The following is a 26,273-nucleotide window of genomic DNA, read 5'->3' on the forward strand; positions in this document are numbered from 1 at the left end:
GGGGCCTTTATTTTAAGTAAGAATCGTGAATGGCATCAATAACGCCTTCTTTTTTTAGTTGATTGAGAGTTCGGCTGAAATTCTCAGCGAGCTTTTTAGCCTTCTCTCCTTTGGCCTTAGAGAAGGCAACGTAAGAAGGAGTTTCTGAAATGACGTAAACCATTTCAAGCTCTTTAGCATACCCCATTTTTTTACTGAGATACTTAAAAGGCTCCTCAGAAGCTGCGGCCACATCCATGCGGACTTTGCCTTCATGACTTAGTTTATTGATTTGCATCTCTTCATTGCGACTGAGATCAAGTGTGAGATTCTTTTTAAAATTATCAAACTGCTGGCCATAAGAATATTGATCGTTAATTCCAACAACGAGATTTTTTAAATCTTCCAGACTGCGCACATTAATGTTTCTCGCTTTTCTGGCAAAGATAGCATTGCGAGTGTAGCTGACAGGTTCAAAAGGAAAATAAAGGAATTCCAAGCGCTCTGGTGTCTTAAAAGGAGGAAAAATCGCATCGACCTTTCCATTTTTCGCCATCGTTATAGCACGAGGCCAGGGATATTGCTCAAAGACAGGATCAATTTTTAAACGAGCACATATCGCTTTGATAATGTCGACGTATGTTCCGCGAAGTTTTCCGTTCTCGCGGAAAATTTTTGGTGGAATTTCTTCAGGAGAAGCAAACACGACTCTTTCTGCAAGGGCGAGCGCTGGAAGAAGCATAATGAATGTGCTGGCCACAAGGCGGAGGAAAAGTGTTCTCATAAATGTCGTTTATTCTAGCGAATCAGGTAGAGCATTCCAAGCAAAGAATTCTTTCGGTATGCTAATCAATTTTCGGGCTTCCCAGCAGTGTCTTTTTTAATTTTTGGTACTCACCACTTTCGCGTGCCTGCGGGATTGTATTCCAGATCTTGTGAGTGAGATCCTTATTATGTGCGTAGAAGGTTTTTGTAAATAGTAGATACTGATCCATTTCTTTAAAAGGCTGTGGCATTGCTGAGATACCTTTGCCTAGTGCTGGTTTTTCATTGAGAGTTTTAATTGAAGGCATATGTTGTAAAACAGCGACATTGACGACTTTTTTTTGAAGGGCCTCAAGAAGTTCAGCTGCGGTTGAGCTCGTTGAATAAACAGGGTATCCGGCCTCCTGCAGATCATTTCCTACACTATAGCCAAGTTGCACACCAACTTGATTGCTCCCTAGATTAATGAATTTTCCATCTTCCCAGCGGATGGTGCTGTCGTTTCTCACATACACAATGTAACTATCAGAGTGAAGCTTTAAGGAAGTGTCTAATTGGCCGTTATTTTTGGTAGGGTAGACTCCCCATTTTGTGCGCTCACTAGTAAAGCTCGCTGCGATTAAAGCATCAACTTTTCCCGACTGAGCTTCAAGCATACAACGCTTCCATGGAAGTCTGACATACTTAAAACGAATGTTTAATTTCTTTTCAATATATATCATTTCGCTAAGTGCGAGTCCTTGTTTGTCACCGGTAATCCATGGGAAAACCACGACATCTTCGTAACAAAGCTTAATTGGCTCAGCAGTAGCGGCTGAAGAGAAGAAAAGAGCAGTGAAAGTCAGGGAAAATAAATATGAGCGCATACCCATCCACAAATAAAAATTATACTTTTATTCTAAAAAGCATGAAAATCAATGACAACTAAATTTATTATAAAAATACTGCACTCGAGAGGGAAGCATACTAAAATAAGGTCTTAGAGAGGATTAAACATGAAATGGAGCTTCATTCTGGCATTATTGCTTTTGTCAATGAAGGCGTCTGCAGAAGACGTTCTGCCCATTTATGTTTTTGAGATCAGACCACTCATTTACCAAGACGATAATAAAGAAGTTAAAGGGGAGTGGTTAGATGGCTTTGAAAAACTCTCAAAAGAATCTGGAATCAAGTTCCACTATCAATTTGTCTCAATCCCACGCCTGGAAATTTTTCTCAGTGGAAAGAAACCAGGGTGCAATCTTACTTTGTTAAGAACTAAAGCACGAGAAAAAATGAATATTCAGTTTATTTATGACCATCCAGTAAAAACTATTTTTAAGGTTTATCAAAGAGGCAATGACATCAGAAGATGGAACCTAAAAGACTTAAGCTACAATAAGAAAGTAAAAATTATTACTAATACTTCTGTTGCAATCGACATTTTAAAAGAAAAAAATATTGAGGCCGAGTTATTGTTCAACTTGAATTCAATAGTTCATATGCTCTTGATGAAAAGAGTTGACTTAGTCGTAGCATCTAATCTTGCAATCGAGAAGATGCCGGAGTTTCATGATAGGAAAGTCATTGTTGTCCAGGAAGTAAAAACGCTGTCGCATGGGATTGGATGCTCACAGGCGACAGCGAAAAATATACTTGATAAACTTCAGAAATCAGCAAAAAAATTACACTTAGTGTTTTAGTAATAAATTGTTGTCATGATGTCTCATCACTCTATGATAAATTTTCTTTTCGGCAATCGGAATGGCCAGCCCGGAAGAAGCTGAAATCAACACACCGAAGACAATTGAGTTCCATAAAAGAACGTGATTGTGTGAGTAAAGCAGGAACCATGGTGAGAAAATTAACCAGGCCCCAAAAAAGAAAATCAACCATTCAGGCCATGGTTTCAATTGTCGAATCGAAATAATTGATAGAGTTGAAACGATGGCACCAATCATGAGAAAATTCCACGAAACAACGTTTACAGCTCCCGGGTTTGAATTAAAACCGGCCCCCATAGTAAAGGGAATGAGTAAAACCCATAGACCTGATAAAAAATTGACCCAGTTTTCCCAATGAGCGTCTGTCATTAGATTTTTCATAAACACTCCTCCAGTGAGCTTAAATGGCCTACTGTTTTAGTTCGGACAAAGACACACGTCTACTGCCCTATCCAATGTAGATTGAGCATAAAAGATGCCAAAAAATGTCATTCTAAAAATAAAGATTTAGTCACTTTTTTGAGAGGGAAATGGGGCAAAAAGTCTTACCTCGACCCCAGGCGAACAGGGCGCTCTTTAAGAGAGAAAAGATTGATAAATTGATCAAATGTTTTCTGACTTAAATCGGTCGAGTGAGCAATATATTTTTCTGTTTCTGTTCTGATTGTTTCAGCTGAAAAAGGAGAGTGCGTCTTAAACATCTCTTCCTGATTTCTTGGGTTATCCAGCCAACGCATAATCATCGCTTGGTCAGCTTCCAGGTGAAATTGTATTCCATAAGCTTTATCACCATACTTAAAGGCCTGCCCGGTACAGACATCAGATGAAGCCAGATGGGTGGCTCCGCGAGGAATGTCGAAAGTGTCACCGTGAAGTTGAAATATTTTTTCAGTCTTTTTAAAGTGAGAAAAAAGCGGGTCCTTTGCACCTTCGTCAGTGAGATTAACATCGCACCAACCAATTTCTTTTTCTGCACTCTTTCGAACTTCTGCTCCAAGAACGTGCGCCAGGAGTTGGGCCCCCAGGCAGATTCCTAAAATAGGAATTTCTTTTTTTAGCGCCTCTTCGATGAGTTGCATTTCGACTTTGATGTGACGGTATTTATCAGCTTCATAAACGCCCATGTGCCCACCGAGAACGATAAGCCCGTTGTATTTTTGAACTGAAGGCTGTTCATCAGGAGTGCGCTCGAAATTCACATAGCGCATATTAAGGCCACGGGACTTGAGTGTGGGATTAAGAGTTCCAAGAATTGTGTGGGCGACATGCTGGAAGACGAGGACTTTTCTCATATTTTGATTATACCTGATTACAGGAAAAGAGTTAAGTTGGCAGAGAATTCATTTAAAAGAAAAGCATTGTAGGCAACCCCGAACATTAGGTTTTTACTTGCCATATATTGAACTCCTCCATAGATATCGGATTTTTTTCTTTCTATTGAAAGCATTCCATCTTTCTCCTTTAAGTTATCTGATTCTTCCTGGCGGTAAGCAAGGTTAAAGAGGACGCTTTTAAAGAGGTATGAGCTTGAGTAGATCCTGATGCTTGTAGGCTTCGTGTAGAATTTGTAATCAGTTTTAATGGCCGCAAGATCAAAGGCAAAATTCTTAATCTTTGTCCCCAACGTGAGAGTTGCCACAGTGTACTTTTCTTCGTATGTCTCAGAACCGTAAAAAAGAGAATAGGGGATGCCGCTGTAGGGATTGGTATAATCATTCAAAGCGATCTTCGCATCGTCTTTGTAGACGTAGTATCCAAAATTTAAAAAATAAAGTTTTCCAGAGACGCCCATTCCGGGATTAATTCTTCCAATCTCAGAATGGCGTTTGGCCGAAAGTCCCAGGTCGAGACCAAAATTTGATTTATCGATCAAAGAAAGACCGATGGCCCCGTGGAGTTTTTTATTTTTGTATCTTTTGTTATCTACTCTTCTTTGAAGATAGACATCATCGATTTCGATCGCACGGTTTCCAAAAAAAGTATTGTCGCCAGATGAGGCGATAAGGGCCCCGCCCAGTTTTCCATTTCCAGTCACTATGGCATAACCAACTGGATTGCTCGGTTGATAGGAAAATTCAACACCCAGTCCCTTAATCTTACTGATGTTACCCGGGTTTAGTGATGAGGCAATGGAAGCTGAAGGTGCGGATTTGCTGGAGCCTTGAGAGGAACTACTCCCGCAGTATTTGAAATAACGGCAATGATCATCTTCAGCGTAAGAAAAGCTGAGAGTTCTCAGTAAAATCATCAGGAGTGCAACCATTTCCCAAGTATAGTATTTTTTTTGATTCTCACAAGACAGAGTGCTTGGCGGAAAAATACGTCATAGATTAAAATACTTGAAAGACAAAAGGATGATCAATGATCTACGGAAATGAATCAATCTCTCACTATTCAAGAAGTAATGTATCCATCTGGATGACCATGGCCTTCCAGGCCGGGGTCCTCAATATCGGTGGCTTTATGGCCTGTCATCGTTTCGTCTCGCATGTCACGGGGTTTGCGACTTTTTTTGGTTATGAACTCAACAAAGAGGATTCAAGTCACGCCATCGGGATGTTGATTGTGCCACTCTTTTTTCTTCTCGGGGCCATGTTGAGTGGGGTGTTGGTCGACATCAGATTAAAACAGCATAAAAAACCAAAATACTATATCGCCTTTGGTGTGATCTTTTTTCTTATTCTCATTGTGCTTTTAGGAGGAGTGAGTGGGAAGCTAGGTGTATTTGGTGAAAGTGTTTATAGCCTTGGAGACTATTTGCTTTTAGTTCTTCTGTGTTTTATTTGTGGTGTTCAGAATGGAACTATTACCACCGTTTCAAAGTCAGTCGTGCGAACAACTCACCTTACGGGGATTACAACCGATTTGGGAATTGGGTTAGTGCGCTTAATTAATTATAAAAAAATTGAAGGGCCTCTGGATAATGAAAAGAAGGCCACTATGATGAGAGTTGGGATCATTTTCTTTTTTGGTCTTGGTTCTGTCGTAGGTGGTTACGCTTTTAATCACCTGGAGTATCTGGGATTTATTATCCCGGCGCTGACTTCCGGGGTTCTTTTCCTGATGATGCTTTATTTTCAGCTGTTCAAGCGCGCTTAGCCTTTTGGTAAATAGATGAATTGTGGTTTAGCCACGAATGAGTGCAGCCCTGAAAAGATTCAGAGTGACCAATGAACAAAAAGCCCTGATCAATCGTGTGTTCATATAGTTTATGAGCGATCAATTCAGTTGTTTTTTTATCAAAATAAATAAGAACATTTCGACATAAGATCAAATCAAAGATTTTAGGAGCACCTTTATCATCAACAAAAGAAGCTTCAATTAAATTGTGAGGCACGAAAGTCACTTTCTCTTTTAAGTGTGCTTTGATTCTAAACCACCCCTTTGCTTCACGTTCGCCAATGTCTAAACATTCATCTCGGTAAAGATCCGGTATTTCATGAAGTTTAGAAAGAGAGTAGACAGCATTCTCAGCAGTTTTTAAGACCTTGGTATCGATATCGGTTCCGATGATTTTGAAATCTCGCCCCGGTGGAAGATAGTGCTTGAGTATCATTGCGAGGGTATAGGCCTCTTCGCCGGTTGAGGCCGCAGCAGACCAGATGTGAAAAGTTGTTTTATCTTCCTTGAGCCACTTAGGAAGAATATACTGGATAAGAAAATGAAAATGATCCGGCTCGCGGAAAAAATCCGTTTTGTTGGTTGTCAGGATGTTGATAAATTCCTGCCACTCCTCATGCGTATCGGGGAGTGTTTCCAGGTAATTTCTATAGTCAGAAAAATTTTTATAACTGTGCTCGCGCAGTCTTTGAGTCAGCCTGGTTTTGATTAAATCCAACTTTGCCTGCTTCATTGAGATGCCGGAGAGTTTTTTTATTTTCCCGGCAAAGTATTCAAAATCTTCTTGAGTAAGAGGGGACGGCCCAAAGGCCGTCCATAAAGAATCGGTGATCATTATATTACCTAAATATCTTCAAAACCAGGGTTGTTGTAATGAGGCACATCTCCTGAAGCTTTTTTATAATCCATTTTTGGAGTAGCTCTTTTAGCTGCTTTCATTGGCACAACATTACTTTTTTGAACTTTTGCTACAGATTTAGGAGCCTCATATGCATGAGTATGAGTCCCATTTTTTTCTCCGTTAATAGTCAAAACTAATTGAGAAACTGCATTTTTAAGAGAATCGGCTTGAGCTGAAAGTTCCTCGGCAGCACTTGCACATTCTTCAGAAGTCGCAGAATTGACCTGGGTCATCTGATCGAGCTGTCCCATTGCCTTAGTAATTTCTTGGACACCTTGGGCCTGTTCCTGGCTGGCCGACGCGATTTCAGTGGCCATGTGAGAGACACCTGATACGTTTTTAACGATTTCTTCCAGCATATCACCGCATTTTTGTGCAATCAGTACACCATCTTCAACTTTAAGTTTTCCTTCCTGAATTAATTTTTCAACACTTGTTTTTGTCTCAGCTGCAACCTGGTTTGCTTTTTCTACACTTTCTTCCAGCATTGTACTAATTTCGAGGGCAGCTGTTCCACTCACTTGCGCAAGTTTACCAACTTCTTCGGCAACGACAGCGAAACCTTTGCCATGCTCTCCCGCTCTTGCTGCTTCAACTGAAGCGTTGAATGAAAGCAGCTTTGTCTGGAAAACGATATCGTTGATGATCTTTGTTTTACTTCCGATTTCTTCAATGACTTTAACAAACCCAATCATACTTTCGTTGCTGCGGTTAACTTCTCTCATGATGTTGCTGTTACTTTCATTAATTGAGTTCATTGAATTAATCATTTGTTCAACAACTGCTTTACCTTCAACTGCGGCCTGATGAGAATTAGATGTCATTTGTGCCGTTGAATTAGCATTGTCAGAATTTTTAGCTACCATTGAATTCATCTCTTCAATCGATGTTGCTGTTTGCTCAAGAGCTGAAGCCTGCTCAGTCGTTGCTTGTGAAAGTTCTTCTGATGAAGAGGCGATCTGATTAGCAGCACTGCTAACTTGAATAGAGCCTTCATCAAGCGATCTAATGACATCTTGAATGGCCTTTGATGTAGCCTTTAAAATAACAAAGGCAATTGCCGTTGCGGCCAAAGTAGAGAAGATACTAATAAAAAGCATTAGATTTTTTGCTGTATGGAAATTCTCTTCTGCTTTGGTTGCTTCAGTGCTTAGGACTTTTTCATTGGCAGCAACAAGTTCAAGAAGTGTTGCTTCTGCTTCTCTTCTAATGAGACGTGCTTCTTTGTTAACTGTGCTTGCTGTTTTATCATCATTTAATAAGGCAGCTTTTTGAATGATAAGAGATTTTTCCCACCATGCTTTGAATTCTCCTTCAATTCTTTCCCATTCTGGAAGTCTCTCTTTGGAAGATTCTTTTTTAGCAGTTTCAAGAAAAGCAATCATGTTTTTATGACTGTCATCCAATTCTTTGTTGATTTTTTCTTTGCCTTCTTTTGTTTCTTCAATAATAAGCATTGCCTGCCTGATGGCCAGCTGACGAAATTCTGTTTGGACTCTGTACGAATTCTGCATCCTAGGAACAAAGGTTTCAGTGATGCCTACGATAGTGCCATTCATAGCGTTCATGTTGTAAATACCAAGAACAGCGATTGTACAACTGGCAATGATGAAAATCGCCAGAACAAAAGCGAGTTTCGCATTGAGACTAAATTTTTTCATTGAAGCTCCCTTTTTTTTGAAGATTGTTTTTAGAGACGTATGCCATTCGGCATACAAACATTTTATTTTGATGAATTGTCTGATTCTCGTAAGAAAAACGAAATATCGGTTTTATTTAGGATCTTTGAGATTTCTTATACGGGCTTTAAGTTTTAGGATTTCTTCGATCAGGTTGTCGAATTCTGTGTCGTAACTAGCATTGGAAATACCCGGATCTCCCAATAGGTCCTCTAATGTAACTTCAAAGGCCCGGGCAATATTCACGTAAGGTTCACCTCTTATCGCTCTTCCGTACTCCCATTCACGATATGTCGTTTCTGGAACGCCAATTCGTTTCGCGGCTTCTCTCATTGTGAGATTACGGGCCTCTCTAAAACGCTTAAGTCTTTTTGAAATGTGCTCGCGCGAATATGGCATTTTTTTAGGATTGGTGAGTTAGTTTTGTATAATTGTATATTCTGTATTAAATAATCGTTCTATTTGTTCGTCTTTTTAAAGTGCTCATTCGTCCAAATCGGGAGAAGCTGGTGGACATTCTGGAAGAAGTTTTCGAATCCATTCGTGTAATTAAGGCGTCCTACCTTGTTCATGAGGTAAAAGCGCCATGGTCGATAAAAGCCAGGTGTAGAGGAGATGTTAGGTTTATCCTGGTATTTGAAAATACATGCTGGATACGTACAAAAAAATCTCCAGAAGGCATCCAACTCTTGAGTGGCGATATGTTTCTGCTCTTTAGCGATGATGATTACATCCTTTCTGATGAGCAGGAAAGATTGCCGACGGAATTTGAAAACTTATGTTTATTGGAGCAAGATGGAAATCGTCTGAGGTATGGCGGAGATGGTGATGCAGCTTTAGTCATTACTGGCTTTTTTAATTTGGATTATAATCTTGATTTACTCATTAAGATTCTTCCCTCTGAAATGCACTTACCGGTATGCCGGGTTCGTTGCCGGGCCTTCCGAAGTATTTTTGAACTAATGATGGTGGAGTCTGAAAACCATTTGATCGGCTCTCAGGCCATCGTTGACAGGCTTTGTGAGATATTTTTTGTCTATGCTCTAAGAAGTTATTCTATCGATTTCAGGGACTCACTTTCAGGTTGGCTTGCAGCTTCTCTTGATGAAAATCTAAAAGATGTGATGATCGGCATTCATCAGGATATAGGTTATAAATGGACGGTCGGGACGATGGCCGAAAAAGCTGGTATGTCCCGTTCAGCATTTGCTTCGCGCTTTAAGCTGGTCGTGGGGTTGTCTCCGTTGGAATATTTAACGAGATGGCGTGTGCATAAGGCAGGACTTCTATTTCAGAAGAATAATATGAGTATCGCCGAAGTCGCTCACAGTGTTGGTTATGAGTCAGAAAGTGCTTTCAGTAAAGTCTTCAAAGAGGCCTGTGGTGTGACTCCAGGTGAATTCAAACGAAATTATAAAAAGGGAAAAGTGGTTACTGAAGAATTGCTTCTTGTGGAGCCAGATGTTCCTGTGATTTAGGAATTAATTGAATCTTGAGCTGGTTAGTTGTTTCTTTTTCTTCAGGTTTTGAAGACAGAATCATAAGTAAATTCTTTTTTAACGATTCTACTGTCGCTAGATCGGTTAGTCCTTTGACATATTCAATAGTAATGGTCTCGCAGTCATTTGTTCCAGTATAAATAATTCCGACACCTGGAGACTTTAACATTGTTCCTCTTGCCCAAATCCTAATATTTTTCCACTCTTGAGGGAAAGTGTATGACCTTGGAACTTTTCCGGCGCTAATAAGCATTGAGCAAGTCAGGTTTTCTGGATCGCTATCGATCTTCTTAAAAAAAGTTTGTAATTTTTTAGTTGGTATCAAAGCACATGGAAGAAGTGTGTTGAAGATAAACTTCGCGGCCTGATCCATTTTATGTGATTGGATAATATGCTTAATTTTAGATAGAAATTTTGGCTGATGAATTTCATCGCGCTTTCCTACAACTACAACTGTTGAAAGAATGTTCTGGAATGAGTAGCGAATACGCAATAGGGGACGAAGTGTCTTTGGAAGATAGGCCATGATAGGCGTCTTCATGTCTCCACGCTCGCGTAAAGTCAGGTCGTATGCGCTAAATGCATTAAAAGCAATATACTCTGTCAGGCTGGCCTGAGCGCTCTTAGAGAGTTCGCGCAGAGATTGTCTTTGATCTTCGCTTAAATCGAAAGTAAGAGAAGAAACCTGGCGTCCTGATGATTCAGGATGATCAACAAGAGAGGCCATTTTGTATTGGCGCTGGCTCTTAAGAGACTTTCTATTTTCCCAAAGTTTGCCGATAAACCATTTCGCTCCCATCAGCGTCCATAGGTGGCGGTAACGAAAGGTCTCCATCTTTTTTGCTTCTTCGCGAACGGGCATGTTATTCATTAATCTAAAGATTTCTTCCATGATTAAGAATTGTCCGGCAGCATCGCAAAGAGTATGGTGAACATTAAAAATTAACTGGTGGCGATTGCCTGGCAGTGGTGAAATTAAAAAAGTAAATGTATGTGCGTTTTCTAAGTCAAATTTCTGTGAACAGAAATTGTCAATCTCAGAAACTGATACTGGGTGATCGCTGATTTTAAGTGCCAGGTTTAAATTAACATCATCGGCACTGATAACTGAGCGGCTCCAGCCAAAAACCCCTTGAGTGGTTTTTGTTCTAAGCCATGGGATATCATTCACCGCTTGTTTAAGGATCTGCTTAAAAAAGAGGGGGTCTAAAGTGCCGTCAAATTCAACGATGATCTGGCTATTGTAGGCAATTGTCTCCGATTCGTGCGCGAGCATGAACTTTTCTAAGCTATTTAATGGGAGGCGGTTTTTTAGTACCATGGCTTCATCATAGACTAATCCTTAGGAGCGTTGGGAAAACCCTGTAAAAAACACTCGGGCCGTGGGATAATTAGACAATGACTAACTCATGGAATAAGCGTAAACCAGGACTTATTAAGGGGCTCAAGGCCCTATTACATCCCCTTTTTAGGGTGTATTTCCGCCTGGAAGTCATCCAAAAAGAAGACCTTAAAGCAGTCCCAACACTCTATGTTTCCAACCACAATATTGGGGCCCTGATTGAAAGCCATAGTATCCTCTTTGAAGTGGATCGATTGTTTAATCATTCCCATATCGTTTTTGGTTTTACTCACCCCTCTATTTTTCGTGTGCCATTGATTAAAGAGTATTACGAATGGGTGGGAGCTGTCCCAGCGACTTATGAAGTGGCAAGAGAAGTTTTTGCAGCAGGAGATTCGGTTCTTATTTTTCCAGGTGGAAACAAACAGGCCTTGCGCAGTTTGGCTGATTATAAGAAAAATTCTTTTAGAGACAGCCACGGTTGGGCAAAAATCGCCAAAGAAAATGGAGTAGATGTCGTGCCTATTACTTTTAAAGGCAGCCATTTTGTAAATCCAGTATTTTTTCAGAGTCAGTGGCTTTCAAAGATACTGGTGCTTCCCTGGATTTTGGGATTGAAGTGGCTTTCAGTTTCTCTCGGTCAGATTCTTATGTGTGGCCTTTTTATTTTTCTCATGACATTGCTTTCACTTCCCTGGTGGGCGATAGTCCCACTGGGCATTTTTGTTTTTTCCATCACACCATTGACGGTGATTTTTCCTTCAAAAATTACGATGACTTTTCATTCAAGATTAAAAACGACTCAGATGAGTCAGGATGAACTGGAAGACAAGGTGGCTGAGATTATGAATCAGATCTATGACTCTTAATTTCTTCATCAAGAATCTGGCAAAAGCGCTCAATACTTTCTTTCTTAAAAGCGCCTTTTAAATACTCTACGCAAACAAAGTCGCGGTTTTCATTGCTTGTGACCAAAATGCCAATTCCTGGCGAGCGATACATTGTTCCGCGGGCATAGAATTTAGCATTTTTAAACTCATCAGGGAAAACAACTTCTTTAGGTGTGCGACCGCTGCTGATAAGAATAGAGCAGTCGTGAACTTTTTTTTCTTTCTTCTCCAGGAGAAAACGAAGTTTTTGGTAAGAAGTAAATTTAGTAATAAGACCTGCAAAAAAGAGAACCTTTCTTATTTCATCCCCGCCAGAGCGGTATTTGTAAAAGTCTCTAAAGTGCTCCAACGCCTGTTCGTTGGTGATTTTTTCTCTTTTAAATTTCATCCAGATAAAACCAACCAGGTTTTGGAAGGCGCGCATTTTTTTCATCTCAAAGCGCATGCTCTTTGGGATGTAGATCACAACTGGATTTTGGCTATCGCCACGTTCTTTTTGGATGCGGTCAAAAGCGCGCAGGGCGCAGAAAGAGAAAAAGGTAGTGGGCGAAAGTTTCGTTTTTCTAACTGATTGATCAATGCTTTTTTTATCATACTCCAAAAGTGAGTAGCTCATAACACGAGAGGTTGTCTCGTGGTCAAAAAAGCGAGAGATCAAAATAGGTTCTTTTTTCTCGCGTTTAAAAAGTCCAAAAAGCTGCTTTAAATACCAAAGCGGTGAGGTTTTAAGAAAGTAACTTCTAAAATGGACAACATCAGAAAGAGAACGTGGAGTGTAGTCTTCTCCGCGATAAATTGTAAAAAAATCCTGCAGATAATTCATTTGGGCGTGGCCATCAAAAAGCGGATGATGGAAAGAGAAGATGAGCAGGTGTTTTCCATTTTTATTCATCAATCCTAATTTTACAGGTGGAGAGGTTTCATCAAAGTGAGAAGCGAGAAACGTCTCTTCGTGTTTGTCGGTCATCAATGTTGTGATGGCATTGGCAATTTCACTGTTTGAAAATTTGCGATATGTGCATTTGCCGGTTTCATACGAGCAGATCAGGTTTAACTGCGGCTCTAATTCCACTTGTTTGATGAAGGTTTGTCTGATTTTTTTTAAGTCAAAAGCGGTTTCTGATTCAAAATAAAAGAATGAGTTAAAAGGAAGGTCCTCTCTTTCAAAAGCGAGCAGAAAAGTGTCCTGAAAAGATAACTTCACTTGAGTCATGTATTCCCTTAATTGACGAGAGTTCTTTCTAAGCTTAACATTGAATTCATGAATCAAACAAGGTTGAATTCTCCTCCTAAGGCCCAAGGAAATCTCTTCCTAGGCAATCTATTTCAAATGAAAGATGAGGGGGTTCATTTTTACCCTCGTATGGCCCGTCTTTATGGTGATGCCATCACCGCACGCATTGGCTGGAAGAGCTTTTATCTGTTTTTTCATCCCGACCATATCAAAGAAGTTCTTCAGGACAAATCTGATATCTATATCAAGGGTGATCAATACAATCAGTTAAGGCACTTAATGGGGACTGGGCTTTTGACCAGTGAAGGAAAGGACTGGGAAAAGCAAAGGCGCATGCTCAATCCTATCTTTGGAAAAAATGGTCTGGATATTTTACTAGTCCAGATTAAAAAGGCTTCAGAGCAATTTGTGGCCAGGCTTGAAGTGGAGCAAGAGCTCGACTGGTCGAGAAAGATGTTTGATTTTGCCCTAGAGGTTGCTGTGACTTCATTTTTTGGTTCGAGTCTCGATCCTCAAAAGATGGACCAAATGGCCCACGACATGCACATTTGCATGCGGTTTGTTTCTCGCAGAATGACTAATCTTATAAATGTCCCCCTCAATTTTCCAGTGCAAGAGCATGTAGAGTTTAAAAGTGCTTTAAAAAGAGTGAAGACCGAAATTGAAAAGCTATACGATAATAAAGTTCAGAATAAGGGCCGTGATTCAAAAGACATGCTGGACCTTTTAATTGCCGCAGAAGACGAAGATAAACACAACTTGAGCCGCGAAGAAGTTTTTGATCAGGTCATGTCGTTTTTAATTGCCGGTCATGAAACGACGGCGATTACAATGAGCTGGTTTTATTATTTGTTGGCCAAAAAGCCAGAGTATCAAGAACGCTTAATTAAAGAGCTTGAGAGCGGTGATTATAAATTTGAAACATCAAATGAGTTAGGAAAATATCCTTTTCTTGAGGCCATCATTAACGAAACAATGAGACTTTATCCTGCCGGATGGGTTATTGCCCGCAACATTACTGAGGATAATTCAGTAGGACAGTGGAATGTTAAAAAAGGTCACGTCCTTGCTGTTTGTCCATATGTCGCTCATCGCGATCCGAGATGGTGGAATAATCCTGATGATTTTATGCCCGAAAGATTTTTAGATAGTGAAGTTATGAAGAATCTTCCACGCGGAGCTTTTGTGCCTTTTAGCATTGGCAAAAGAAATTGTATTGGGTCGCGCTTTTCGTTGATGGAAATCACGGTGTTTGCTTTAGAATTTTTCAAGCATTTTAAAATGACAACTATGCAGAAAGAAGTGGGAGTTAAAGGGTATGTCACCCTTAAGACCGACCGCCCCGTTCGCCTGACATTGCATAAGAAATAATCTTCTGTTAAAATGGTCCTATGACTCAACAGAAATCATTTCTATTCACTATTTCATCACGCAAAACCATCGCACTATAGTTTTGACTGGGGAGCCTTGCCCTCGGTCACCTTTACATTCATAACATTTTCCCCATTTATTTAACTTCAACCAAGGACTTCGTATGTACGACGATGTGATTTTACTCACAGAACGTGATTATTTAAGAATCAGGCATCTCTTAAGTTTTAAGAGCAGCGGTGATTATGAGAATTTAGAAATTGAAATTGAGCGCGCCAAAATTATTGGCGAGCATGAGATTCCAACGGATCTGGTGATGATGAATTCTAAGGTGACATTCCTGACTGTGCAGGAAGATAAAACCATGACCATCACTTTGACTTATCCAAGTGAAGCGAACTTTGAAGAAGGGCGTATTTCTATTCTGGCCCCTTTAGGATCAGCGCTGATTGGCCTTCGAGTGGGACAGGAGATTAATTGGATGTTCCCTGATGGAAAAACGAAGACGCTTAGGATTTTAGAAGTTGCGAAGCCTTAAAGAAGGCTTCGCATTTCTTGAATGGTCATTTTCATATGAATAGGGTGCTCACCTGGAGTGCCTTGGACACTTTTGCCTGAATAAGTGTGCTTCTTAAAAAGCGGCATCAAGTCCTCACTGTAAAAATCAGACATCTTGCCAACAAATTCCTCAGTCGTCATTGGTCTGAAAGATTCACTTGAGATCAGCTGATTTAAAAAAGCACTTAGGCCACCGCTGGCTTGATACTTATAATTCAAGTAGGCCATGAAGTTTTTCCCTTGAGTGTAAGCATCTATGTGTGTGTAGCGGCGGTACTCTGAATTCCCGGCCATGTTCGAACGAATATTGTTTGGGTTCTCCAGCGTGCTTGCTCCTGTATCACTCCATGTCGTGATGGCTTCATCGATCCATCCGGAGTTTCCATTGGCCGGCATGAAACCACCGCGGGCAAAGTAGGAATGAGTCAGTTCATGGTTAAGCGCCCAGACATCAGTCATCGTGGCCCCACAGTATTCCATTCCTCCGCTGCCGGCGATAAAGACTGTGACACTTTGGTGCAGGAAAGGACCATACTTCGTTTCCAGAGCGTCGAGGCTTTGAGTGATTTTAGTTTTTATGCTCTCCAGGTTTAAACTTTTATCCCCTGTATAAACGATGGCCGGAAGTTCTCTTCCGTCGAGAGATTTAAACACAAAACTCTTTTCGTTATAACGTCCTGCCCATGCCGTGTGAAAGTAAAGCGATGAAGAAGTATAGGTCTCTGGGAATTCGATTCTATAGCGGTTGTTTTCCAGAGTCGTGACTTTGCCATTGGTATAAATTTTTTGTTTATTCATGGTTTTAAAATCAAGATTTAATGTGATTTGATACTGATCGAATTCAAAGTTTGCTGGCAAGTAAGCTTCTAGGTAAGAGCGGTCCCCTAAATCAGTAAACCAGAACGCAGAAGAGACACCCTCGCTTCCAAAGCTCACACTTTGGGTAATTGGTGAGCTGATTTCCAGTTTATGTAGTCCTGGAGTTGTATTTTTAAGTGCGATTCTAAACCACGTGTCTTTATCTGGAGAGCTGATGACTTTTGAAGAAATTGCTTCTCCATCTAAACTCATACTCGTTGGGTTTTCTACCAGGTCGAAGGCGACCATGCCGGTCTCCTTAGTTTCAAAGACGAGAATCGATTGGGCCATGACTTTTTTAGTTTTAGGATCGTATGTGACTGAGTAGTCCGCTGTTTTTATATCGATAAAAACAACTTGTCCTTCAGCTGTTTTAAATGTTTTGGGAGCGTGGAAAATACTTTCAGCATTAAGAGTAAAAGACCAGACCAGGGCGATCATGGCCACTAGGGATGTTTTCATTTTTCTTCCTTGAAAAAGTGTCTCTTCAACACTAACGAGTGTGCAGAGCAATCGTCAATGACTTCTAAAAAGTGGAATAGAATGATCAGCTTTTCTTTGCGCTCACAGAGAAGTGTTTTTGAAGGGCTTCGGCGGAAGCCTTTGTGGGATCAACTTTCTTGAAAGCTTTTTTAGAGTGTTGTTTAAACTTTGCCACTAGAAAATTAAAACATTCTTAAGACCACCAATCTACATTTGAACTCTTACATAGGTGTTGGGCGATTTTCATCGTTCACCCACCCGCCAACATTTTCTGACTGAAAGTCACTGAAGGCCTTTTCTAGCCCTGCTAGAACTTCAGCCGTAGTCTCAAACAATGCTTGTGCTTTAGGGTCTTTTACATGCACGCTTTCATCGTGACAATAGCGTTTGAGCTCATAAATGCTTTGAGCGATATTGAGTGCTTGTTCTTTGGGATCGTCAGAGTGGAATCTTTGTAAAGTGTCCATAGGTTTCCTCCTGTGAAAAGACGTGCTGCCTAGGAGGAAAAAGTGCAAGTTTAAAACCACAGCATTAGAGAGTTCTTCTTATATATTCTTTTTGATCTTCTTTACTTCTTTTTTTGCGTGATATTCCGCTAGTACTGCCAACACTTGAGTTTTTTGTGCAATCTTGTGAAGCAAGTCTTTGAGTGACTTCCAAATGTAACACCTTATTCGCTGAATTCCACCTATAGACTCCGCTCTTATAACTTGCGAGATATCTTCATAAGTTCGCTCACTTCTTTCGGCCAGAGTGTCGACAAAGGTATTTAAAAGTTCGCGATCGTCGAGAATAACACTTACGACATCTGTTTTTTCTTCATTTGAATGGCGCATAAGTAGTCTCCTAACTTGATGTTTCCTCGTTTGACTGAAATGCAGATTCAGTACCAAAGTTTAAGAGTTCAAAATGAGAAAAAAAGCCACTCAAGTACTGGGGTAAAAAGCTACAGGTCAAAAGTCGCTCTGCCATAATGCCTCAAATCGTCTAAAAAATAGTCATTTTCTAAAAAACTTCTAATAGGATCAAGGGAGTTACCTTCAAAGGGCTTGACCAGCTCGGGAGATGCGGTGATCATTTTTTTCAACTCATACCATGGAGAATGTCATGAAAAATATCAAAGCTTATGCTGCTCAAGATGCCCATAGTCCACTTGCTCCTTTTACTATTGATCGCCGTGACCCACGCGCTGATGATGTTGAGATCTCAATCACTCACTGCGGAGTTTGCCACTCAGATGTTCACCAAGCGAGAAACGAATGGGGAGGTTCTGTTTTCCCAATCGTCCCAGGGCATGAGATCGTTGGAGTCGTGACGAAAGTTGGTAGTAGTGTAAAAAAATTCAAAGTCGGTGACCGCGTAGGTGTGGGATGTTTAGTGGATTCATGTCAGCATTGCCAATCTTGTAAAGAAGGACTTGAACAATACTGTGATAACTCTGTGGGGACATACAACGCGGTTGAAAAAGATGGCTCGAGAACATATGGCGGTTATTCAACTGCAGTGGTTGTTAAAGAATCTTTCGTTTTAAAAATTCCAGATAATTTATCGATGGATGGAGTGGCCCCACTTTTATGTGCAGGTATTACGACTTACTCACCACTAAGACACTGGAAAGCAGGGCCAGGAAAAAAAGTGGCCGTAATTGGCCTTGGAGGTCTTGGGCACATGGCCGTTAAACTGGCCCACGCCATGGGAGCGGAAGTTACTATTTTAAGTCAGAGTCTAAAAAAAGAAGCAGACGGAAAGAGGCTAGGAGCGAGTGCATTTTATGCCACTTCAAATCCCGATACATTTACCAAGCTACAAAGTACATTTGATTTAATTATCAATACCGTTTCTGTGGAGCTTGATTGGAACTTATACTTGAATCTTCTAAAACGTGACGGTTCAATGGTACTCTTAGGAATTCCAAACACAGCGCCAGCAGTTCAGGCCCCAGCGCTTATTTTTGGCAGACGTTCTCTGGCCGGATCGTTGATTGGTGGTATCCAGGAAACACAAGAGATGTTAGACTTCTGCGGTAAACACGGAATCACTTCAGATATTGAACTCATCAATATGAATCAAATCAATGAAGCTTACGAGCGCATGTTAAAAGGCGACGTCAGATACCGTTTTGTTATTGATATGGAATCTTTAAAAAAGGCGTAAAATGCAGACAGCAGACATTCAATCAATGATCGAAGTGGAGATCCCTATCGTAAAACAAATGGGAGTGATCTTCGATGAATTTAAAACAGATTCTTGTATAGCTTCAGTGCCATTGGCGCCGAATCACAATCACAAAGGGACTGTTTTTGGTGGAAGCTTGTACTCCGTGTGCACGTCTGCTTGTTATGGACTTATGTATTCATTGCAAACGGCCCATCAACTGGAAGGTTTTGACCTGGTGATTGGCGAAGGCAAAATCAGGTATCTGAAGCCTGTTGATCGCGATTTTAAAGTAAAGGCCGAAATCATTCCAGCAGAGTGGAGTGAGTTTAAAAAGAAAATTGGCACTAATGGTTTTGGAAAGATTCAATTAAAGGCAAAAGTTTTTATGGATAATGATTCAACACCGCTTTGTGATTACTCAGCGGTGTTTGTATTAATGAAAAAGACTAATTAAAAAGCTCGCACGCCTCTTCGTATTTTAGAGCGAGCTCTTTTCTAAAGACATTCGGATCGTGGTACTCAAACACCACCTGCTTCTTTTTGAAGTTTCCTTTACTGTCGTTAAACTCTGGAAAGCCCCAGTTAATTTTTGATTCAATGACAATTTTGCCGTTATCTCCGCGCAGATCTTCAAGAGTTGTTTTAAGTGAGTATTGCACCTGCGGTTTTTGTTCGCGCGGAACACTCTTGGCGAGGTTTTTGATTCCTTCTTTGATTTCCGCATCGGCAATCTTAAAGGCATCTCCCATGTTACTTTCGTAACTTTGGGCCAGTAGTGTTTTGTCATTACTGCTTACGATTTTAATATCTTTATCCGTCGATGTTTCCAGGTAACGGTAAAGAAAATTTTTTTTTGTTTGCAGTAGGTAATCCAGGTACGCCTGATTGTCTTTAAAGAGCGCGTGGATCTTGATATCAAGTTCTTTTTTTAGATTATTAATGTCATTCATATCCATAAATTTAACACCACCTCAATTAAAAAAGCCACCCCAAAAGGGCGGCTTCTATTGATAATGGGAACAAAGGTCGATGAACTTTTTGAGTCTCGATAGTTTATGATATTATCGTCTCCTTTTTAGTCTGGATCCGGTCGCTTTATAGGACTACTACGTCCGCCTTGTCCAGAACATCTGGAAGTTCATCTCTTGCGCGAAGGGCCTCAATGCAACCTCATCACTTCGCTTCCCGTTAAAATAAATTGCACGTCGTATGCCAAAGAGAAATTTCTGCAAAATTTGCTTGGTATACGTATTGCAGTTGTAGCAGGGCTACCAAACAAGAGGAGGTTATGTGGATAAGGTAAGCGAAGTGATGATCAAAGATTTAGTGTGTTGCACACCTGTTACAAAGATCGAAGATTCAAAACTTATGATGGAGAAATATGAATGCACCAAAATCCCCGTGGTCAATAGTCTTGAAGATAAAAAAATTATAGGGGTTGTAAGCATTTCTGATCTTGCAACAAGCGCAGAGAAGGTTATTGAATGTATGTCAAAAGACACCCGTGCCGTCGATGAAGATTCAACAGTTGATGAATGCTTAAAGCTTATGATCATGAATAACATAGAGCAAGTTCCGGTGATTGATAAGCAAGGTCATCTATGTGGAATCATCACCGAGAAGATCCTTTTAAAGAAATAAGTAGGGGAAAATCGCCCCAGCTAAATACTAGCAAACTCTTTAAATAACAACTCAAGTATTGCGGCATGAATAGTGCAATTCACTATATGTACGGTGTCGTCTTCAAGGAGGATGTATGAATATAGTTAAAGAAAATAACCGTCAAAGAGGGCTCGATAAAAACCTGCAAGATGATTGGATTCCAGATCAACAACGTAAATCCAATGCGACATCCAAGGAAATGCCGGAGTATGGTGGTGACTTAAAAAGAAAAGACACCTTAAGAAACAATCCTAAAAATCCATCCTCGCAAAAAGATCCCAATAACTGGAAAAAGAAAAACGTCTAGGAGTTTATATGAATCAGGTGACAGAGATTATGAACAACGATCCGATGTTTTGCACGTCGGAGACAAGAATTGCAGAAATTAAGCACCTTCTGAAAAAATACGATTACAAGGAGCTTTTGGTACTAGACTCAGAAAAAGACCGCCATCCGATTGGAGTGGTCAGTTTGGAAGACATGGCCTCAGAGGCCATTGAGCACGGAGCGATGCCTTCGGATACAAGTGCAGTGGAATGCATGAGAAGCATTCCTGCTGTTGTTGCAGAAAACTCCAGCTATGAAGAATGTCTCAATGTGATGAGGCAAAATCACATGGATTTTATTCCTGTTGTGGATATGAACGGCCATGTGACCGGAGTTGTAGAAAGAGAAAAACTAACTAAAATGTTAATGTAAAATAAAGGCCACGGTTGTGGCCTTTTTTATAATTGCCTGCCTCGGTAATAAGCACTTTCATCTACTTCATCATTTCGATCAGCGATCAAGTCTTCCTCATTTTCCTCATCTTCTTCACCCGATGCTTCCAACATGATTTCGTTGTCTTCTTCATCTTCGAGTTCATCAAGATCCTCGATGTCATATTCCATACCCATCAGAGTTTCTTCCAGGCTATTAATATTTTCGTCATCAAACAATACGCCCTCAGGTGTAACTTGATCGCCTTTTGGATTAGTTAATTTATTAAATTCTTTGTAAGAAATGGTGTCTGCTTTACGGGTCATAAAAACTCCTTTTTCATTTTGTATTTCCCAGCTTTTTTATATGCAATCAATAAGCCGTCATACGTTAATTGATGCCACGAGTAGGTCATTGTGTTTATCCTAAAACATTATTTGTGCAGGTCTTTTTTTTGCGATAAAAACGTACTATGAACATAATTCGCGAAAACAAATGTCTCAATCATTTAGCCCATGCAGGAGAAATGGGAAAAAGAATTGCGACTTTTGATTGGCAATCAACACCTCTGGGAGACCCATCGAAGTGGCAGGCGAATTTGATCACGGCTTTGGGGATTATGTTGGAAAACAAATTTCCCATGTACATCGCTTGGGGACAAAACCTTATCCAGTTTTATAACGATGCCTACATCGAGCTGCTTGGAGATAAACATCCAAAGGCCCTCGGTTCTACTCCGAGTGTGACCTGGTCTGAATTATGGGAAGAGATTTCTCCTTTGTTTGAACGTGTTTTTAATGGAGAAAATGTACGTTTTGACGATCATCCAATGACGATTAATTACAATGGCCGTTTGGTTCAGCGCTATTTTAATTTTACTTATTGCCCGATCAGAAATGCCGATGGAACAGTTGGAGGAGTGCTCGATACTGTTATCGATACAACCAGTGACGTTTTGAATAAGAAAGCCTTATCCCGCAATGAAGAAAAATTCAGGATTCTGCTTGAAGCGGCCCCGATGCCATTTTTATCAATGGATAAAAACTGGGTTGTTGATTATATCAATCCGTCGGCATTGGCCTTGATGAAAATGGAAATTGAAGAACTCATTGGTTATACCATTTGGGAAGTGTTTCCAAAATTGCGCGGAAGTGTTTTTGAAGAGGCCTATCATAAGGCCATGGACCGGGGAGAAAACGCTTCGATCATCGGTTATTTTCCAGATTTTGGAAGATGGTATCAAGTCTGGGCCTATCCTTTTAATCAAGGGATTGCCGTTTCTTTTATCGATATTAATGAAAGTAAAAGGCTGGAGCAAAAACTTAATGAAGCCATCATTGTCCGCGATGATTTCCTATCGATTTCTTCTCATGAACTTAATACACCTCTAACCAGTTTAAAGATTCAATCACAGCTTTTAAAACGGGACATCATGAGTGGTAATCCTAAAGCTTTTGAAGAGGCCCGCATTAGACGCTTTTCAGAGCATACGGAAAAACAAGTTTCGCGCCTGACCCGCTTGATTGATGACATGCTGGATGTGGCCCGCATCCGTTCAGGTAAATTGACTATTAAAAAAGAACTTTTTGACCTCGCTCAGTTTGTCAAAGAAGTTGTCATTCGTATGGACCCACATTTTAAAGTGGCAGGACTTGAATATCCTGAATTTAAAATCACAGGCTGCACTCAAGTTATCGGGGAATGGGATAGCATGCGCATTGAACAGGTCATTAGTAACTTGATCAACAATGCCATTCGCTACGGTGAAGGAAAGCCTATTGCTCTTGCTTTAGAGTGCAAAGGAAACAAAATTATTTTCAGCGTAAAAGACCACGGCATTGGTATTGAGAAATCATCAATGGAGCGCATTTTTGACCGTTTTGAGCGCGCTTCAGAGAAACAACAAACCAAAGGGCTGGGGCTTGGTCTCTACATCGCTAATCAAATCATTGCCGCTCACAACGGAAGGATCTGGGCTGAGAGTACTGTAGGGGAAGGCTCAACCTTTTATGTCGAGCTTCCCTGGAATCCTCCTGCTTAGCAACTGCGGCACTTTCATTGCATTCAATAATTCATGAACATCTCTAACCACATTGGAGGGATTTATGAGATTAGTTCAAGAAATTATGACTAAAAATCCAGCTTGCGCGACACCAGAGATGAGCTTAGTGGAAGTTGCGCAACTTATGCGCAAATTTGATTGCGGAGAAATTCCTGTGGTCTACAGCCTGTCAGATAAAAAAATGTTGGGAGTGATCACTGACCGCGATATATGTAACCGCGCAGTCGCCTTAGGACTCAATCCCTTATCAATGAACGCTGAAGAGTGTATGTCTTATCCCGCGATCAGTGTAAAGAAGACAACCACAATCGAAGATTGTTGCCAGATCATGCAGGATAATCAGATTCGACGTTTGCCAGTTTTGGATGAAAAAGAAAACTGCTGTGGAATTGTTTCTCTCTCTGATATCGTCAGATTTTCAGAAGACTACCTGGCAGCTGAATTAGTAAAAAATATTTCTCAACCTTCTGTTACTAAGACATCCATTTATGTCTCTTACAATATTTGATGTAATATTTAATGGCAGTGAGATTTTTTATCTTTAGTCGATTTGGAATGGTATCCTGGTGGATCACTGGCCGGAAAACTTTCCAGACTTGCTTGATCTAACATCTCTTCTTCAGTCATTGTATGATCTTGCGCATTTCTTTTTTCTTCGGGTGTTCTACCGATATTTTTATACCAAGTTTCTAGTCTTTCACTGATACATTTAATCTCTTCAATGATGTCCATGTTTGACCTCCGTCAAAAAAATATAATGCATGAGCTATGCCATTGGCCTCCCCCTTGCAATTTGAGGAGAACCAAGGAGGGGTTATGACAAGTGACTTAAGTAATTTAGAACTAAGTGTTGATCATTTCATGATTTCGACTTTTGAGAACCAGTTTCTTTTTATGTTGGTTGGCGAAGAAGGGGCAATTCTCCCATTTCTGCTGGGCAATTTGCAAAATAATGATTGAAAGCGAGACTTTTTGAAAAGGGTCATGTTACGCTTTTTAGATGAAAAAAATAACTTTATTGACCTTTGCAATGCTTTCAACTTTTGCCTTTGGAGAAGAGCTTCTTTATCGTCCAACAGGCACATACTCATACAGCAGGGAAGTGGTCCTTACCAAGAAGCGCACAGCTGAGACCTTAAGTCATATCAGCACTGAGGGACAAGCGCGTATTAAAGAATTAAAAAAGACCGGCTTTACTTGTATTAGAAAAAGCCAAAAGGAATCAATCTGTCAAAAGACAGAAACAAATTTTCCATCGACTCCAGACTTCATCCAAAAGGCAGTTGATGATTATTTAAAAAACGCCCAATTCTCTTTTGCAGGTACTGGCGAACCAACGATTGTTTTTGACGGCGCCAACACTGAATGGATGGTGTATGAAGATGTTTATCTAGGCAGCAAAAAAATAAATGTTTATAGAATCACTAAAACTCCGGACGGTTGGTTTTTAAGTTTTCCGGTTTCAGAAGACCAGGGGATTGGAAATATGAACCTGGAGTCTAATAACCGTCTTGGTCTGCCACTTACAATGCAGACTAAAGAAAACGCTCAGACAGTTGGTTACTTTATCAAGGCCATTTTTCTTAACTAATGTATAAATTAAGACCTTACCAAGAAGAGGCCGTGGCGGCGGCCATCAGTCACTTTAAAAAAGACAATCACCCTGCGGTCATTGTTCTGCCAACAGGCGCCGGCAAAAGTTTAGTGATCGCTGAGCTTGCCCGCGTGGCGCGCGGTCGCGTGTTGGTTCTTGCCCACGTTAAAGAACTAGTTGAGCAAAATCATGCCAAGTATGAAAGTTATGAACTTTCCGCCGGGATTTTTTCTGCCGGACTTAATCGCAAAGATAGAGAAGATAAAGTTATCTTTGGAAGTATCCAGTCTGTGGCCAATGCGGGAGAGGAGTTCTTTGGAAGTTTTTCACTGCTTATCATTGATGAATGCCACCGTGTCTCAATGGAAGGAAGTACTCAGTACTTTCAGGTGATCACAAAGTTAAAAGAAAAAAATCCAGCGCTTTGTATTTTAGGTCTGACGGCCACTCCATATCGCCTGGGGCTGGGATGGATTTATCAGTTACATGAACCTAAAGAAGATTTGCGAACGACAGAAGAGCGTTTCTTTAAAAAATGTATTTATGAGCTATCAATTGGCTACATGATTAAGAATAAATTCCTTACTCCGCCAATTAAAATTGATGCACCAGTCGCTTGTTATGATTTTTCCAGCCTGGAATTAAAAGACGGAAGGTATTCTTCAAAAGAGATTGAAAGCGTTTTAAAAGATCAAAAAAGAATCACTCCCACTATTATTGCCAACATTATTGAAATGGCCAAAGACCGCCAAGGGGTCATGATCTTTACCAGTTCGGTCAATCACGCCCGTGAGATCCTTTCGCTTCTTCCGATGGGATCAGCGATGGTTACCGGGGAAACTGAGGCGAGTGAGCGCGATGAGATTATTCGCGACTTTAAATTAAAGAAAATAAAATTCCTGGTTAACGTTTCAGTTCTCACTACGGGCTTTGATGCTCCTCATGTCGACGTCATTGCTATTTTGCGCCCGACAGAGTCTGTGAGTTTATACCAGCAGATTGTCGGCCGTGGATTGCGCTTAAGTCCGGGAAAAACAGATTGCTTGATTCTCGATTACACGGGAGTAGGGCACGATATTTTTTCTCCGGAAATTGATGATGACAAGCCGACATCCAATTCAGTCATTGTCGATATACTTTGTCCTCAGTGTGGCCATCACAATGACTTTTGGGGAATTGTTGAGCATGAAGAAATCGTTGAACACTTTGGACGAAAGTGTAAGGGGGCGCATGAAGATCCTCTGACTGGAGAGATTCAAGCGTGTGGGCACCGTTTTCGTTTTAAGCGATGTGACCAATGTGGGGCTGAGCAAGACATTGCTGCCCGAGTCTGTACTGAATGTCAGCATATATTGGTTGATACCGACAATAAACTCAAAGAGGCCATGTCGCTAAAAGATGCTCACATCATGAAGCCCGATACAATGACCTTTACCAAAGAGTACGATAAAAAAGGCAACGAAAGAGTAGAGGTCCGTTATTACGACGTTGATGGAGAGTTTTTAAGTGAGATGTTTTATTTAAACACTCCTGAAGAGGCCCGCGCTTTTTATTTTAATTTCACACGTATGCACAACCGCTTGCCGGAAAAATCACTTATCATTAACAATGCTTCCGACGTGATCAAACAGGAAAAAAGTTTCCGTCTTCCGATGTACATCATCGCCCGTAAGCAGAAGTATTATTGGGAAATCAGAGAGAAGATTTTTTAGGCCCT

Annotated in this window: 32 protein-coding genes; 16 read left to right on the forward strand and 16 right to left on the reverse strand. The window is 40.6% G+C overall.

Translation table 11 applies throughout. The features are described from left to right. Positions 1 to 7: 7 nt before the first annotated feature. Together C0V70_RS04735 and C0V70_RS04740 are read right to left on the reverse strand one after the other, a co-directional pair. Complete coding sequence (locus C0V70_RS04735; RefSeq protein WP_208107788.1) at positions 8 to 763, reverse strand: substrate-binding periplasmic protein; 756 nt, start codon at positions 761 to 763, stop codon at positions 8 to 10. A gap of 61 nt (positions 764 to 824) precedes the next feature. After that, positions 825 to 1,610 carry a substrate-binding periplasmic protein gene (locus tag C0V70_RS04740; protein WP_158649567.1) on the reverse strand — a complete coding sequence of 262 codons (786 nt, stop codon included), beginning with the start codon at positions 1,608 to 1,610 and terminating at the stop codon, positions 825 to 827. 129 nt (positions 1,611 to 1,739) lie between these two features. Between C0V70_RS04740 and C0V70_RS04745 the strand changes: the two genes are divergently transcribed. Next, positions 1,740 to 2,426: a transporter substrate-binding domain-containing protein gene (locus C0V70_RS04745; protein ID WP_102242721.1), complete on the forward strand. Its 687-nt coding sequence runs from the start codon at positions 1,740 to 1,742 to the stop codon at positions 2,424 to 2,426. Here C0V70_RS04745 and C0V70_RS04750 read toward each other — a convergent pair. From C0V70_RS04750 to C0V70_RS04760, 3 genes are all read right to left on the reverse strand, one after another. Further along, complete coding sequence (locus C0V70_RS04750) at positions 2,415 to 2,828, reverse strand: SPW repeat protein (protein WP_102242722.1); 414 nt, start codon at positions 2,826 to 2,828, stop codon at positions 2,415 to 2,417. The two genes, C0V70_RS04745 and C0V70_RS04750, sit on opposite strands and share 12 nt — an antisense overlap. A gap of 164 nt (positions 2,829 to 2,992) precedes the next feature. Continuing rightward, positions 2,993 to 3,739 (reverse strand): type 1 glutamine amidotransferase, encoded by a 747-nt coding sequence (locus C0V70_RS04755; protein ID WP_102242723.1) that lies wholly within the window; start codon positions 3,737 to 3,739, stop codon positions 2,993 to 2,995. A gap of 17 nt (positions 3,740 to 3,756) precedes the next feature. After that, a complete protein-coding gene (locus C0V70_RS04760) occupies positions 3,757 to 4,710 on the reverse strand; it encodes a hypothetical protein (RefSeq protein ID WP_102242724.1) in 954 nt (317 codons plus the stop codon). A 98-nt stretch (positions 4,711 to 4,808) separates the two neighbouring features. Here C0V70_RS04760 and C0V70_RS04765 point away from each other — a divergent pair, with 98 nt between their 5' ends. Continuing rightward, complete coding sequence (locus C0V70_RS04765; protein WP_102242725.1) at positions 4,809 to 5,546, forward strand: YoaK family protein; 738 nt, start codon at positions 4,809 to 4,811, stop codon at positions 5,544 to 5,546. On the opposite strand, the gene C0V70_RS04770 is transcribed toward C0V70_RS04765, so the two are convergent. The 3 genes from C0V70_RS04770 to C0V70_RS04780 form a co-directional block, all read right to left on the reverse strand. Further along, positions 5,533 to 6,402 carry a CheR family methyltransferase gene (locus tag C0V70_RS04770; RefSeq protein ID WP_102242726.1) on the reverse strand — a complete coding sequence of 290 codons (870 nt, stop codon included), beginning with the start codon at positions 6,400 to 6,402 and terminating at the stop codon, positions 5,533 to 5,535. The genes C0V70_RS04765 and C0V70_RS04770 overlap by 14 nt on opposite strands. An 8-nt stretch (positions 6,403 to 6,410) precedes the next feature. Further along, positions 6,411 to 8,129: a HAMP domain-containing methyl-accepting chemotaxis protein gene (locus tag C0V70_RS04775; protein WP_102242727.1), complete on the reverse strand. Its 1,719-nt coding sequence runs from the start codon at positions 8,127 to 8,129 to the stop codon at positions 6,411 to 6,413. 111 nt (positions 8,130 to 8,240) lie between these two features. After that, a complete protein-coding gene (locus C0V70_RS04780; RefSeq protein WP_102242728.1) occupies positions 8,241 to 8,546 on the reverse strand; it encodes a helix-turn-helix domain-containing protein in 306 nt (101 codons plus the stop codon). Between the two features lie 110 nt (positions 8,547 to 8,656). Here C0V70_RS04780 and C0V70_RS04785 point away from each other — a divergent pair, with 110 nt between their 5' ends. After that, on the forward strand, positions 8,657 to 9,625 hold the full coding sequence (locus tag C0V70_RS04785; RefSeq protein WP_158649568.1) for an AraC family transcriptional regulator: 969 nt from the start codon (positions 8,657 to 8,659) through the stop codon (positions 9,623 to 9,625). Here C0V70_RS04785 and C0V70_RS04790 read toward each other — a convergent pair. Continuing rightward, positions 9,579 to 10,967 (reverse strand): condensation domain-containing protein, encoded by a 1,389-nt coding sequence (locus C0V70_RS04790; protein WP_102242730.1) that lies wholly within the window; start codon positions 10,965 to 10,967, stop codon positions 9,579 to 9,581. The two genes, C0V70_RS04785 and C0V70_RS04790, sit on opposite strands and share 47 nt — an antisense overlap. A 77-nt stretch (positions 10,968 to 11,044) precedes the next feature. Between C0V70_RS04790 and C0V70_RS04795 the strand changes: the two genes are divergently transcribed. Beyond that, positions 11,045 to 11,857, forward strand: a complete 813-nt coding sequence (locus C0V70_RS04795; protein ID WP_133566716.1) for a lysophospholipid acyltransferase family protein — start codon at positions 11,045 to 11,047, stop codon at positions 11,855 to 11,857. Here the strand turns inward: C0V70_RS04795 and C0V70_RS04800 are convergent. Continuing rightward, positions 11,832 to 13,091 (reverse strand): condensation domain-containing protein, encoded by a 1,260-nt coding sequence (locus tag C0V70_RS04800; protein ID WP_102242732.1) that lies wholly within the window; start codon positions 13,089 to 13,091, stop codon positions 11,832 to 11,834. The two genes, C0V70_RS04795 and C0V70_RS04800, sit on opposite strands and share 26 nt — an antisense overlap. Positions 13,092 to 13,139: 48 nt before the next feature. Here C0V70_RS04800 and C0V70_RS04805 point away from each other — a divergent pair, with 48 nt between their 5' ends. Both C0V70_RS04805 and rnk read left to right on the forward strand, forming a co-directional pair. Further along, the gene (locus C0V70_RS04805) at positions 13,140 to 14,483 is read left to right on the forward strand and encodes a cytochrome P450 (RefSeq protein WP_133566717.1); all 1,344 of its coding nucleotides are present in this window, start codon (positions 13,140 to 13,142) and stop codon (positions 14,481 to 14,483) included. Between the two features lie 163 nt (positions 14,484 to 14,646). Next, positions 14,647 to 15,021, forward strand: a complete 375-nt coding sequence (gene rnk / locus C0V70_RS04810; RefSeq protein WP_102242734.1) for a nucleoside diphosphate kinase regulator — start codon at positions 14,647 to 14,649, stop codon at positions 15,019 to 15,021. Here the strand turns inward: rnk and C0V70_RS04815 are convergent. The 3 genes from C0V70_RS04815 to C0V70_RS04825 all read right to left on the reverse strand — a co-directional run bounded on the left by C0V70_RS04815 (position 15,018) and on the right by C0V70_RS04825 (position 17,218). Then, entirely contained in the window at positions 15,018 to 16,361 is a 1,344-nt protein-coding gene (locus C0V70_RS04815; RefSeq protein ID WP_102242735.1) for a hypothetical protein, read from the reverse strand. The genes rnk and C0V70_RS04815 overlap by 4 nt on opposite strands. 242 nt (positions 16,362 to 16,603) lie before the next feature. Further along, on the reverse strand, positions 16,604 to 16,849 hold the full coding sequence (locus tag C0V70_RS04820; protein ID WP_102242736.1) for a hypothetical protein: 246 nt from the start codon (positions 16,847 to 16,849) through the stop codon (positions 16,604 to 16,606). A gap of 78 nt (positions 16,850 to 16,927) precedes the next feature. Then, positions 16,928 to 17,218, reverse strand: a complete 291-nt coding sequence (locus C0V70_RS04825; RefSeq protein ID WP_102242737.1) for a hypothetical protein — start codon at positions 17,216 to 17,218, stop codon at positions 16,928 to 16,930. A 271-nt stretch (positions 17,219 to 17,489) separates the two neighbouring features. On the opposite strand from C0V70_RS04825, the gene C0V70_RS04830 reads away from it, so the two are divergent. Together C0V70_RS04830 and C0V70_RS04835 are read left to right on the forward strand one after the other, a co-directional pair. Continuing rightward, positions 17,490 to 18,536 (forward strand): NAD(P)-dependent alcohol dehydrogenase, encoded by a 1,047-nt coding sequence (locus C0V70_RS04830; protein ID WP_102242738.1) that lies wholly within the window; start codon positions 17,490 to 17,492, stop codon positions 18,534 to 18,536. Between the two features lies 1 nt (position 18,537). Further along, positions 18,538 to 18,993, forward strand: coding sequence for a YiiD C-terminal domain-containing protein (locus tag C0V70_RS04835; protein WP_102242739.1), 456 nt, complete (start codon positions 18,538 to 18,540; stop codon positions 18,991 to 18,993). On the opposite strand, the gene C0V70_RS04840 is transcribed toward C0V70_RS04835, so the two are convergent. Further along, positions 18,986 to 19,495 carry a hypothetical protein gene (locus C0V70_RS04840; RefSeq protein ID WP_102242740.1) on the reverse strand — a complete coding sequence of 170 codons (510 nt, stop codon included), beginning with the start codon at positions 19,493 to 19,495 and terminating at the stop codon, positions 18,986 to 18,988. The two genes, C0V70_RS04835 and C0V70_RS04840, sit on opposite strands and share 8 nt — an antisense overlap. A gap of 334 nt (positions 19,496 to 19,829) precedes the next feature. On the opposite strand from C0V70_RS04840, the gene C0V70_RS04845 reads away from it, so the two are divergent. The 3 genes from C0V70_RS04845 (at position 19,830) to C0V70_RS04855 (ending at position 20,900) form a co-directional block, all read left to right on the forward strand. Then, positions 19,830 to 20,180, forward strand: a complete 351-nt coding sequence (locus C0V70_RS04845; RefSeq protein ID WP_102242741.1) for a CBS domain-containing protein — start codon at positions 19,830 to 19,832, stop codon at positions 20,178 to 20,180. A 115-nt stretch (positions 20,181 to 20,295) separates the two neighbouring features. After that, the gene (locus C0V70_RS04850) at positions 20,296 to 20,508 is read left to right on the forward strand and encodes a hypothetical protein (RefSeq protein WP_102242742.1); all 213 of its coding nucleotides are present in this window, start codon (positions 20,296 to 20,298) and stop codon (positions 20,506 to 20,508) included. An 8-nt stretch (positions 20,509 to 20,516) separates the two neighbouring features. Continuing rightward, positions 20,517 to 20,900, forward strand: coding sequence for a CBS domain-containing protein (locus C0V70_RS04855; RefSeq protein WP_102242743.1), 384 nt, complete (start codon positions 20,517 to 20,519; stop codon positions 20,898 to 20,900). Positions 20,901 to 20,926: 26 nt separating this feature from the next. On the opposite strand, the gene C0V70_RS04860 is transcribed toward C0V70_RS04855, so the two are convergent. After that, a complete protein-coding gene (locus tag C0V70_RS04860) occupies positions 20,927 to 21,226 on the reverse strand; it encodes a hypothetical protein (protein WP_102242744.1) in 300 nt (99 codons plus the stop codon). A gap of 200 nt (positions 21,227 to 21,426) precedes the next feature. Between C0V70_RS04860 and C0V70_RS04865 the strand changes: the two genes are divergently transcribed. Next, positions 21,427 to 22,941 (forward strand): PAS domain-containing sensor histidine kinase, encoded by a 1,515-nt coding sequence (locus C0V70_RS04865; RefSeq protein ID WP_158649569.1) that lies wholly within the window; start codon positions 21,427 to 21,429, stop codon positions 22,939 to 22,941. A 64-nt stretch (positions 22,942 to 23,005) separates the two neighbouring features. Further along, a complete protein-coding gene (locus C0V70_RS04870; protein ID WP_102242746.1) occupies positions 23,006 to 23,470 on the forward strand; it encodes a CBS domain-containing protein in 465 nt (154 codons plus the stop codon). An 8-nt stretch (positions 23,471 to 23,478) separates the two neighbouring features. Here the strand turns inward: C0V70_RS04870 and C0V70_RS04875 are convergent, their stop codons facing one another. Next, complete coding sequence (locus C0V70_RS04875) at positions 23,479 to 23,694, reverse strand: hypothetical protein (RefSeq protein WP_102242747.1); 216 nt, start codon at positions 23,692 to 23,694, stop codon at positions 23,479 to 23,481. Positions 23,695 to 23,778: 84 nt separating this feature from the next. On the opposite strand from C0V70_RS04875, the gene C0V70_RS18955 reads away from it, so the two are divergent. Genes C0V70_RS18955 through radD form a run of 3 tightly spaced genes read left to right on the forward strand, consistent with a single transcriptional unit; the run spans position 23,779 to position 26,268 of the window. Further along, the gene (locus C0V70_RS18955; RefSeq protein WP_158649570.1) at positions 23,779 to 23,922 is read left to right on the forward strand and encodes a hypothetical protein; all 144 of its coding nucleotides are present in this window, start codon (positions 23,779 to 23,781) and stop codon (positions 23,920 to 23,922) included. A 40-nt stretch (positions 23,923 to 23,962) separates the two neighbouring features. Then, positions 23,963 to 24,553 (forward strand): hypothetical protein, encoded by a 591-nt coding sequence (locus C0V70_RS04880; protein ID WP_102242748.1) that lies wholly within the window; start codon positions 23,963 to 23,965, stop codon positions 24,551 to 24,553. Beyond that, entirely contained in the window at positions 24,553 to 26,268 is a 1,716-nt protein-coding gene (gene radD, locus C0V70_RS04885) for a DNA repair helicase RadD (RefSeq protein ID WP_102242749.1), read from the forward strand. The genes C0V70_RS04880 and radD overlap by 1 nt, the downstream gene beginning before the upstream one ends. Positions 26,269 to 26,273 lie beyond the last annotated feature (5 nt).

It is taken from the genome of Bacteriovorax stolpii (genome assembly GCF_002872415.1).
GTDB classification, from domain to species: Bacteria; Bdellovibrionota; Bacteriovoracia; order Bacteriovoracales; family Bacteriovoracaceae; genus Bacteriovorax; species Bacteriovorax stolpii.

Bases quoted from the DNA above. Each gene is read 5' to 3' on its own strand.
- C0V70_RS04760 (WP_102242724.1), bottom strand. From the start codon at position 4,710: ATGGTTGCACTCCTGATGATTTTACTGAGAACTCTCAGCTTTTCTTAC.
- C0V70_RS18955 (WP_158649570.1), top strand. From the start codon at position 23,779: ATGACAAGTGACTTAAGTAATTTAGAACTAAGTGTTGATCATTTCATG.
- C0V70_RS04800 (WP_102242732.1), bottom strand. From the start codon at position 13,091: ATGACTCAAGTGAAGTTATCTTTTCAGGACACTTTTCTGCTCGCTTTT.
- C0V70_RS04825 (WP_102242737.1), bottom strand. From the start codon at position 17,218: ATGCGCCATTCAAATGAAGAAAAAACAGATGTCGTAAGTGTTATTCTC.
- C0V70_RS04855 (WP_102242743.1), top strand. From the start codon at position 20,517: ATGAATCAGGTGACAGAGATTATGAACAACGATCCGATGTTTTGCACG.
- C0V70_RS04765 (WP_102242725.1), top strand. From the start codon at position 4,809: ATGATCTACGGAAATGAATCAATCTCTCACTATTCAAGAAGTAATGTA.
- C0V70_RS04780 (WP_102242728.1), bottom strand. From the start codon at position 8,546: ATGCCATATTCGCGCGAGCACATTTCAAAAAGACTTAAGCGTTTTAGA.
- C0V70_RS04850 (WP_102242742.1), top strand. From the start codon at position 20,296: ATGAATATAGTTAAAGAAAATAACCGTCAAAGAGGGCTCGATAAAAAC.
- C0V70_RS04830 (WP_102242738.1), top strand. From the start codon at position 17,490: ATGAAAAATATCAAAGCTTATGCTGCTCAAGATGCCCATAGTCCACTT.
- C0V70_RS04770 (WP_102242726.1), bottom strand. From the start codon at position 6,402: ATGATCACCGATTCTTTATGGACGGCCTTTGGGCCGTCCCCTCTTACT.
- C0V70_RS04755 (WP_102242723.1), bottom strand. From the start codon at position 3,739: ATGAGAAAAGTCCTCGTCTTCCAGCATGTCGCCCACACAATTCTTGGA.
- C0V70_RS04775 (WP_102242727.1), bottom strand. From the start codon at position 8,129: ATGAAAAAATTTAGTCTCAATGCGAAACTCGCTTTTGTTCTGGCGATT.
- C0V70_RS04860 (WP_102242744.1), bottom strand. From the start codon at position 21,226: ATGACCCGTAAAGCAGACACCATTTCTTACAAAGAATTTAATAAATTA.
- C0V70_RS04790 (WP_102242730.1), bottom strand. From the start codon at position 10,967: ATGGTACTAAAAAACCGCCTCCCATTAAATAGCTTAGAAAAGTTCATG.
- C0V70_RS04875 (WP_102242747.1), bottom strand. From the start codon at position 23,694: ATGGACATCATTGAAGAGATTAAATGTATCAGTGAAAGACTAGAAACT.
- C0V70_RS04805 (WP_133566717.1), top strand. From the start codon at position 13,140: ATGAATCAAACAAGGTTGAATTCTCCTCCTAAGGCCCAAGGAAATCTC.
- C0V70_RS04745 (WP_102242721.1), top strand. From the start codon at position 1,740: ATGAAATGGAGCTTCATTCTGGCATTATTGCTTTTGTCAATGAAGGCG.
- C0V70_RS04795 (WP_133566716.1), top strand. From the start codon at position 11,045: ATGACTAACTCATGGAATAAGCGTAAACCAGGACTTATTAAGGGGCTC.
- C0V70_RS04870 (WP_102242746.1), top strand. From the start codon at position 23,006: ATGAGATTAGTTCAAGAAATTATGACTAAAAATCCAGCTTGCGCGACA.
- C0V70_RS04735 (WP_208107788.1), bottom strand. From the start codon at position 763: ATGAGAACACTTTTCCTCCGCCTTGTGGCCAGCACATTCATTATGCTT.
- C0V70_RS04840 (WP_102242740.1), bottom strand. From the start codon at position 19,495: ATGGATATGAATGACATTAATAATCTAAAAAAAGAACTTGATATCAAG.
- rnk (WP_102242734.1), top strand. From the start codon at position 14,647: ATGTACGACGATGTGATTTTACTCACAGAACGTGATTATTTAAGAATC.
- C0V70_RS04820 (WP_102242736.1), bottom strand. From the start codon at position 16,849: ATGGACACTTTACAAAGATTCCACTCTGACGATCCCAAAGAACAAGCA.
- C0V70_RS04835 (WP_102242739.1), top strand. From the start codon at position 18,538: ATGCAGACAGCAGACATTCAATCAATGATCGAAGTGGAGATCCCTATC.
- C0V70_RS04815 (WP_102242735.1), bottom strand. From the start codon at position 16,361: ATGAAAACATCCCTAGTGGCCATGATCGCCCTGGTCTGGTCTTTTACT.
- radD (WP_102242749.1), top strand. From the start codon at position 24,553: ATGTATAAATTAAGACCTTACCAAGAAGAGGCCGTGGCGGCGGCCATC.
- C0V70_RS04865 (WP_158649569.1), top strand. From the start codon at position 21,427: ATGGGAAAAAGAATTGCGACTTTTGATTGGCAATCAACACCTCTGGGA.
- C0V70_RS04750 (WP_102242722.1), bottom strand. From the start codon at position 2,828: ATGAAAAATCTAATGACAGACGCTCATTGGGAAAACTGGGTCAATTTT.
- C0V70_RS04740 (WP_158649567.1), bottom strand. From the start codon at position 1,610: ATGCGCTCATATTTATTTTCCCTGACTTTCACTGCTCTTTTCTTCTCT.
- C0V70_RS04880 (WP_102242748.1), top strand. From the start codon at position 23,963: ATGAAAAAAATAACTTTATTGACCTTTGCAATGCTTTCAACTTTTGCC.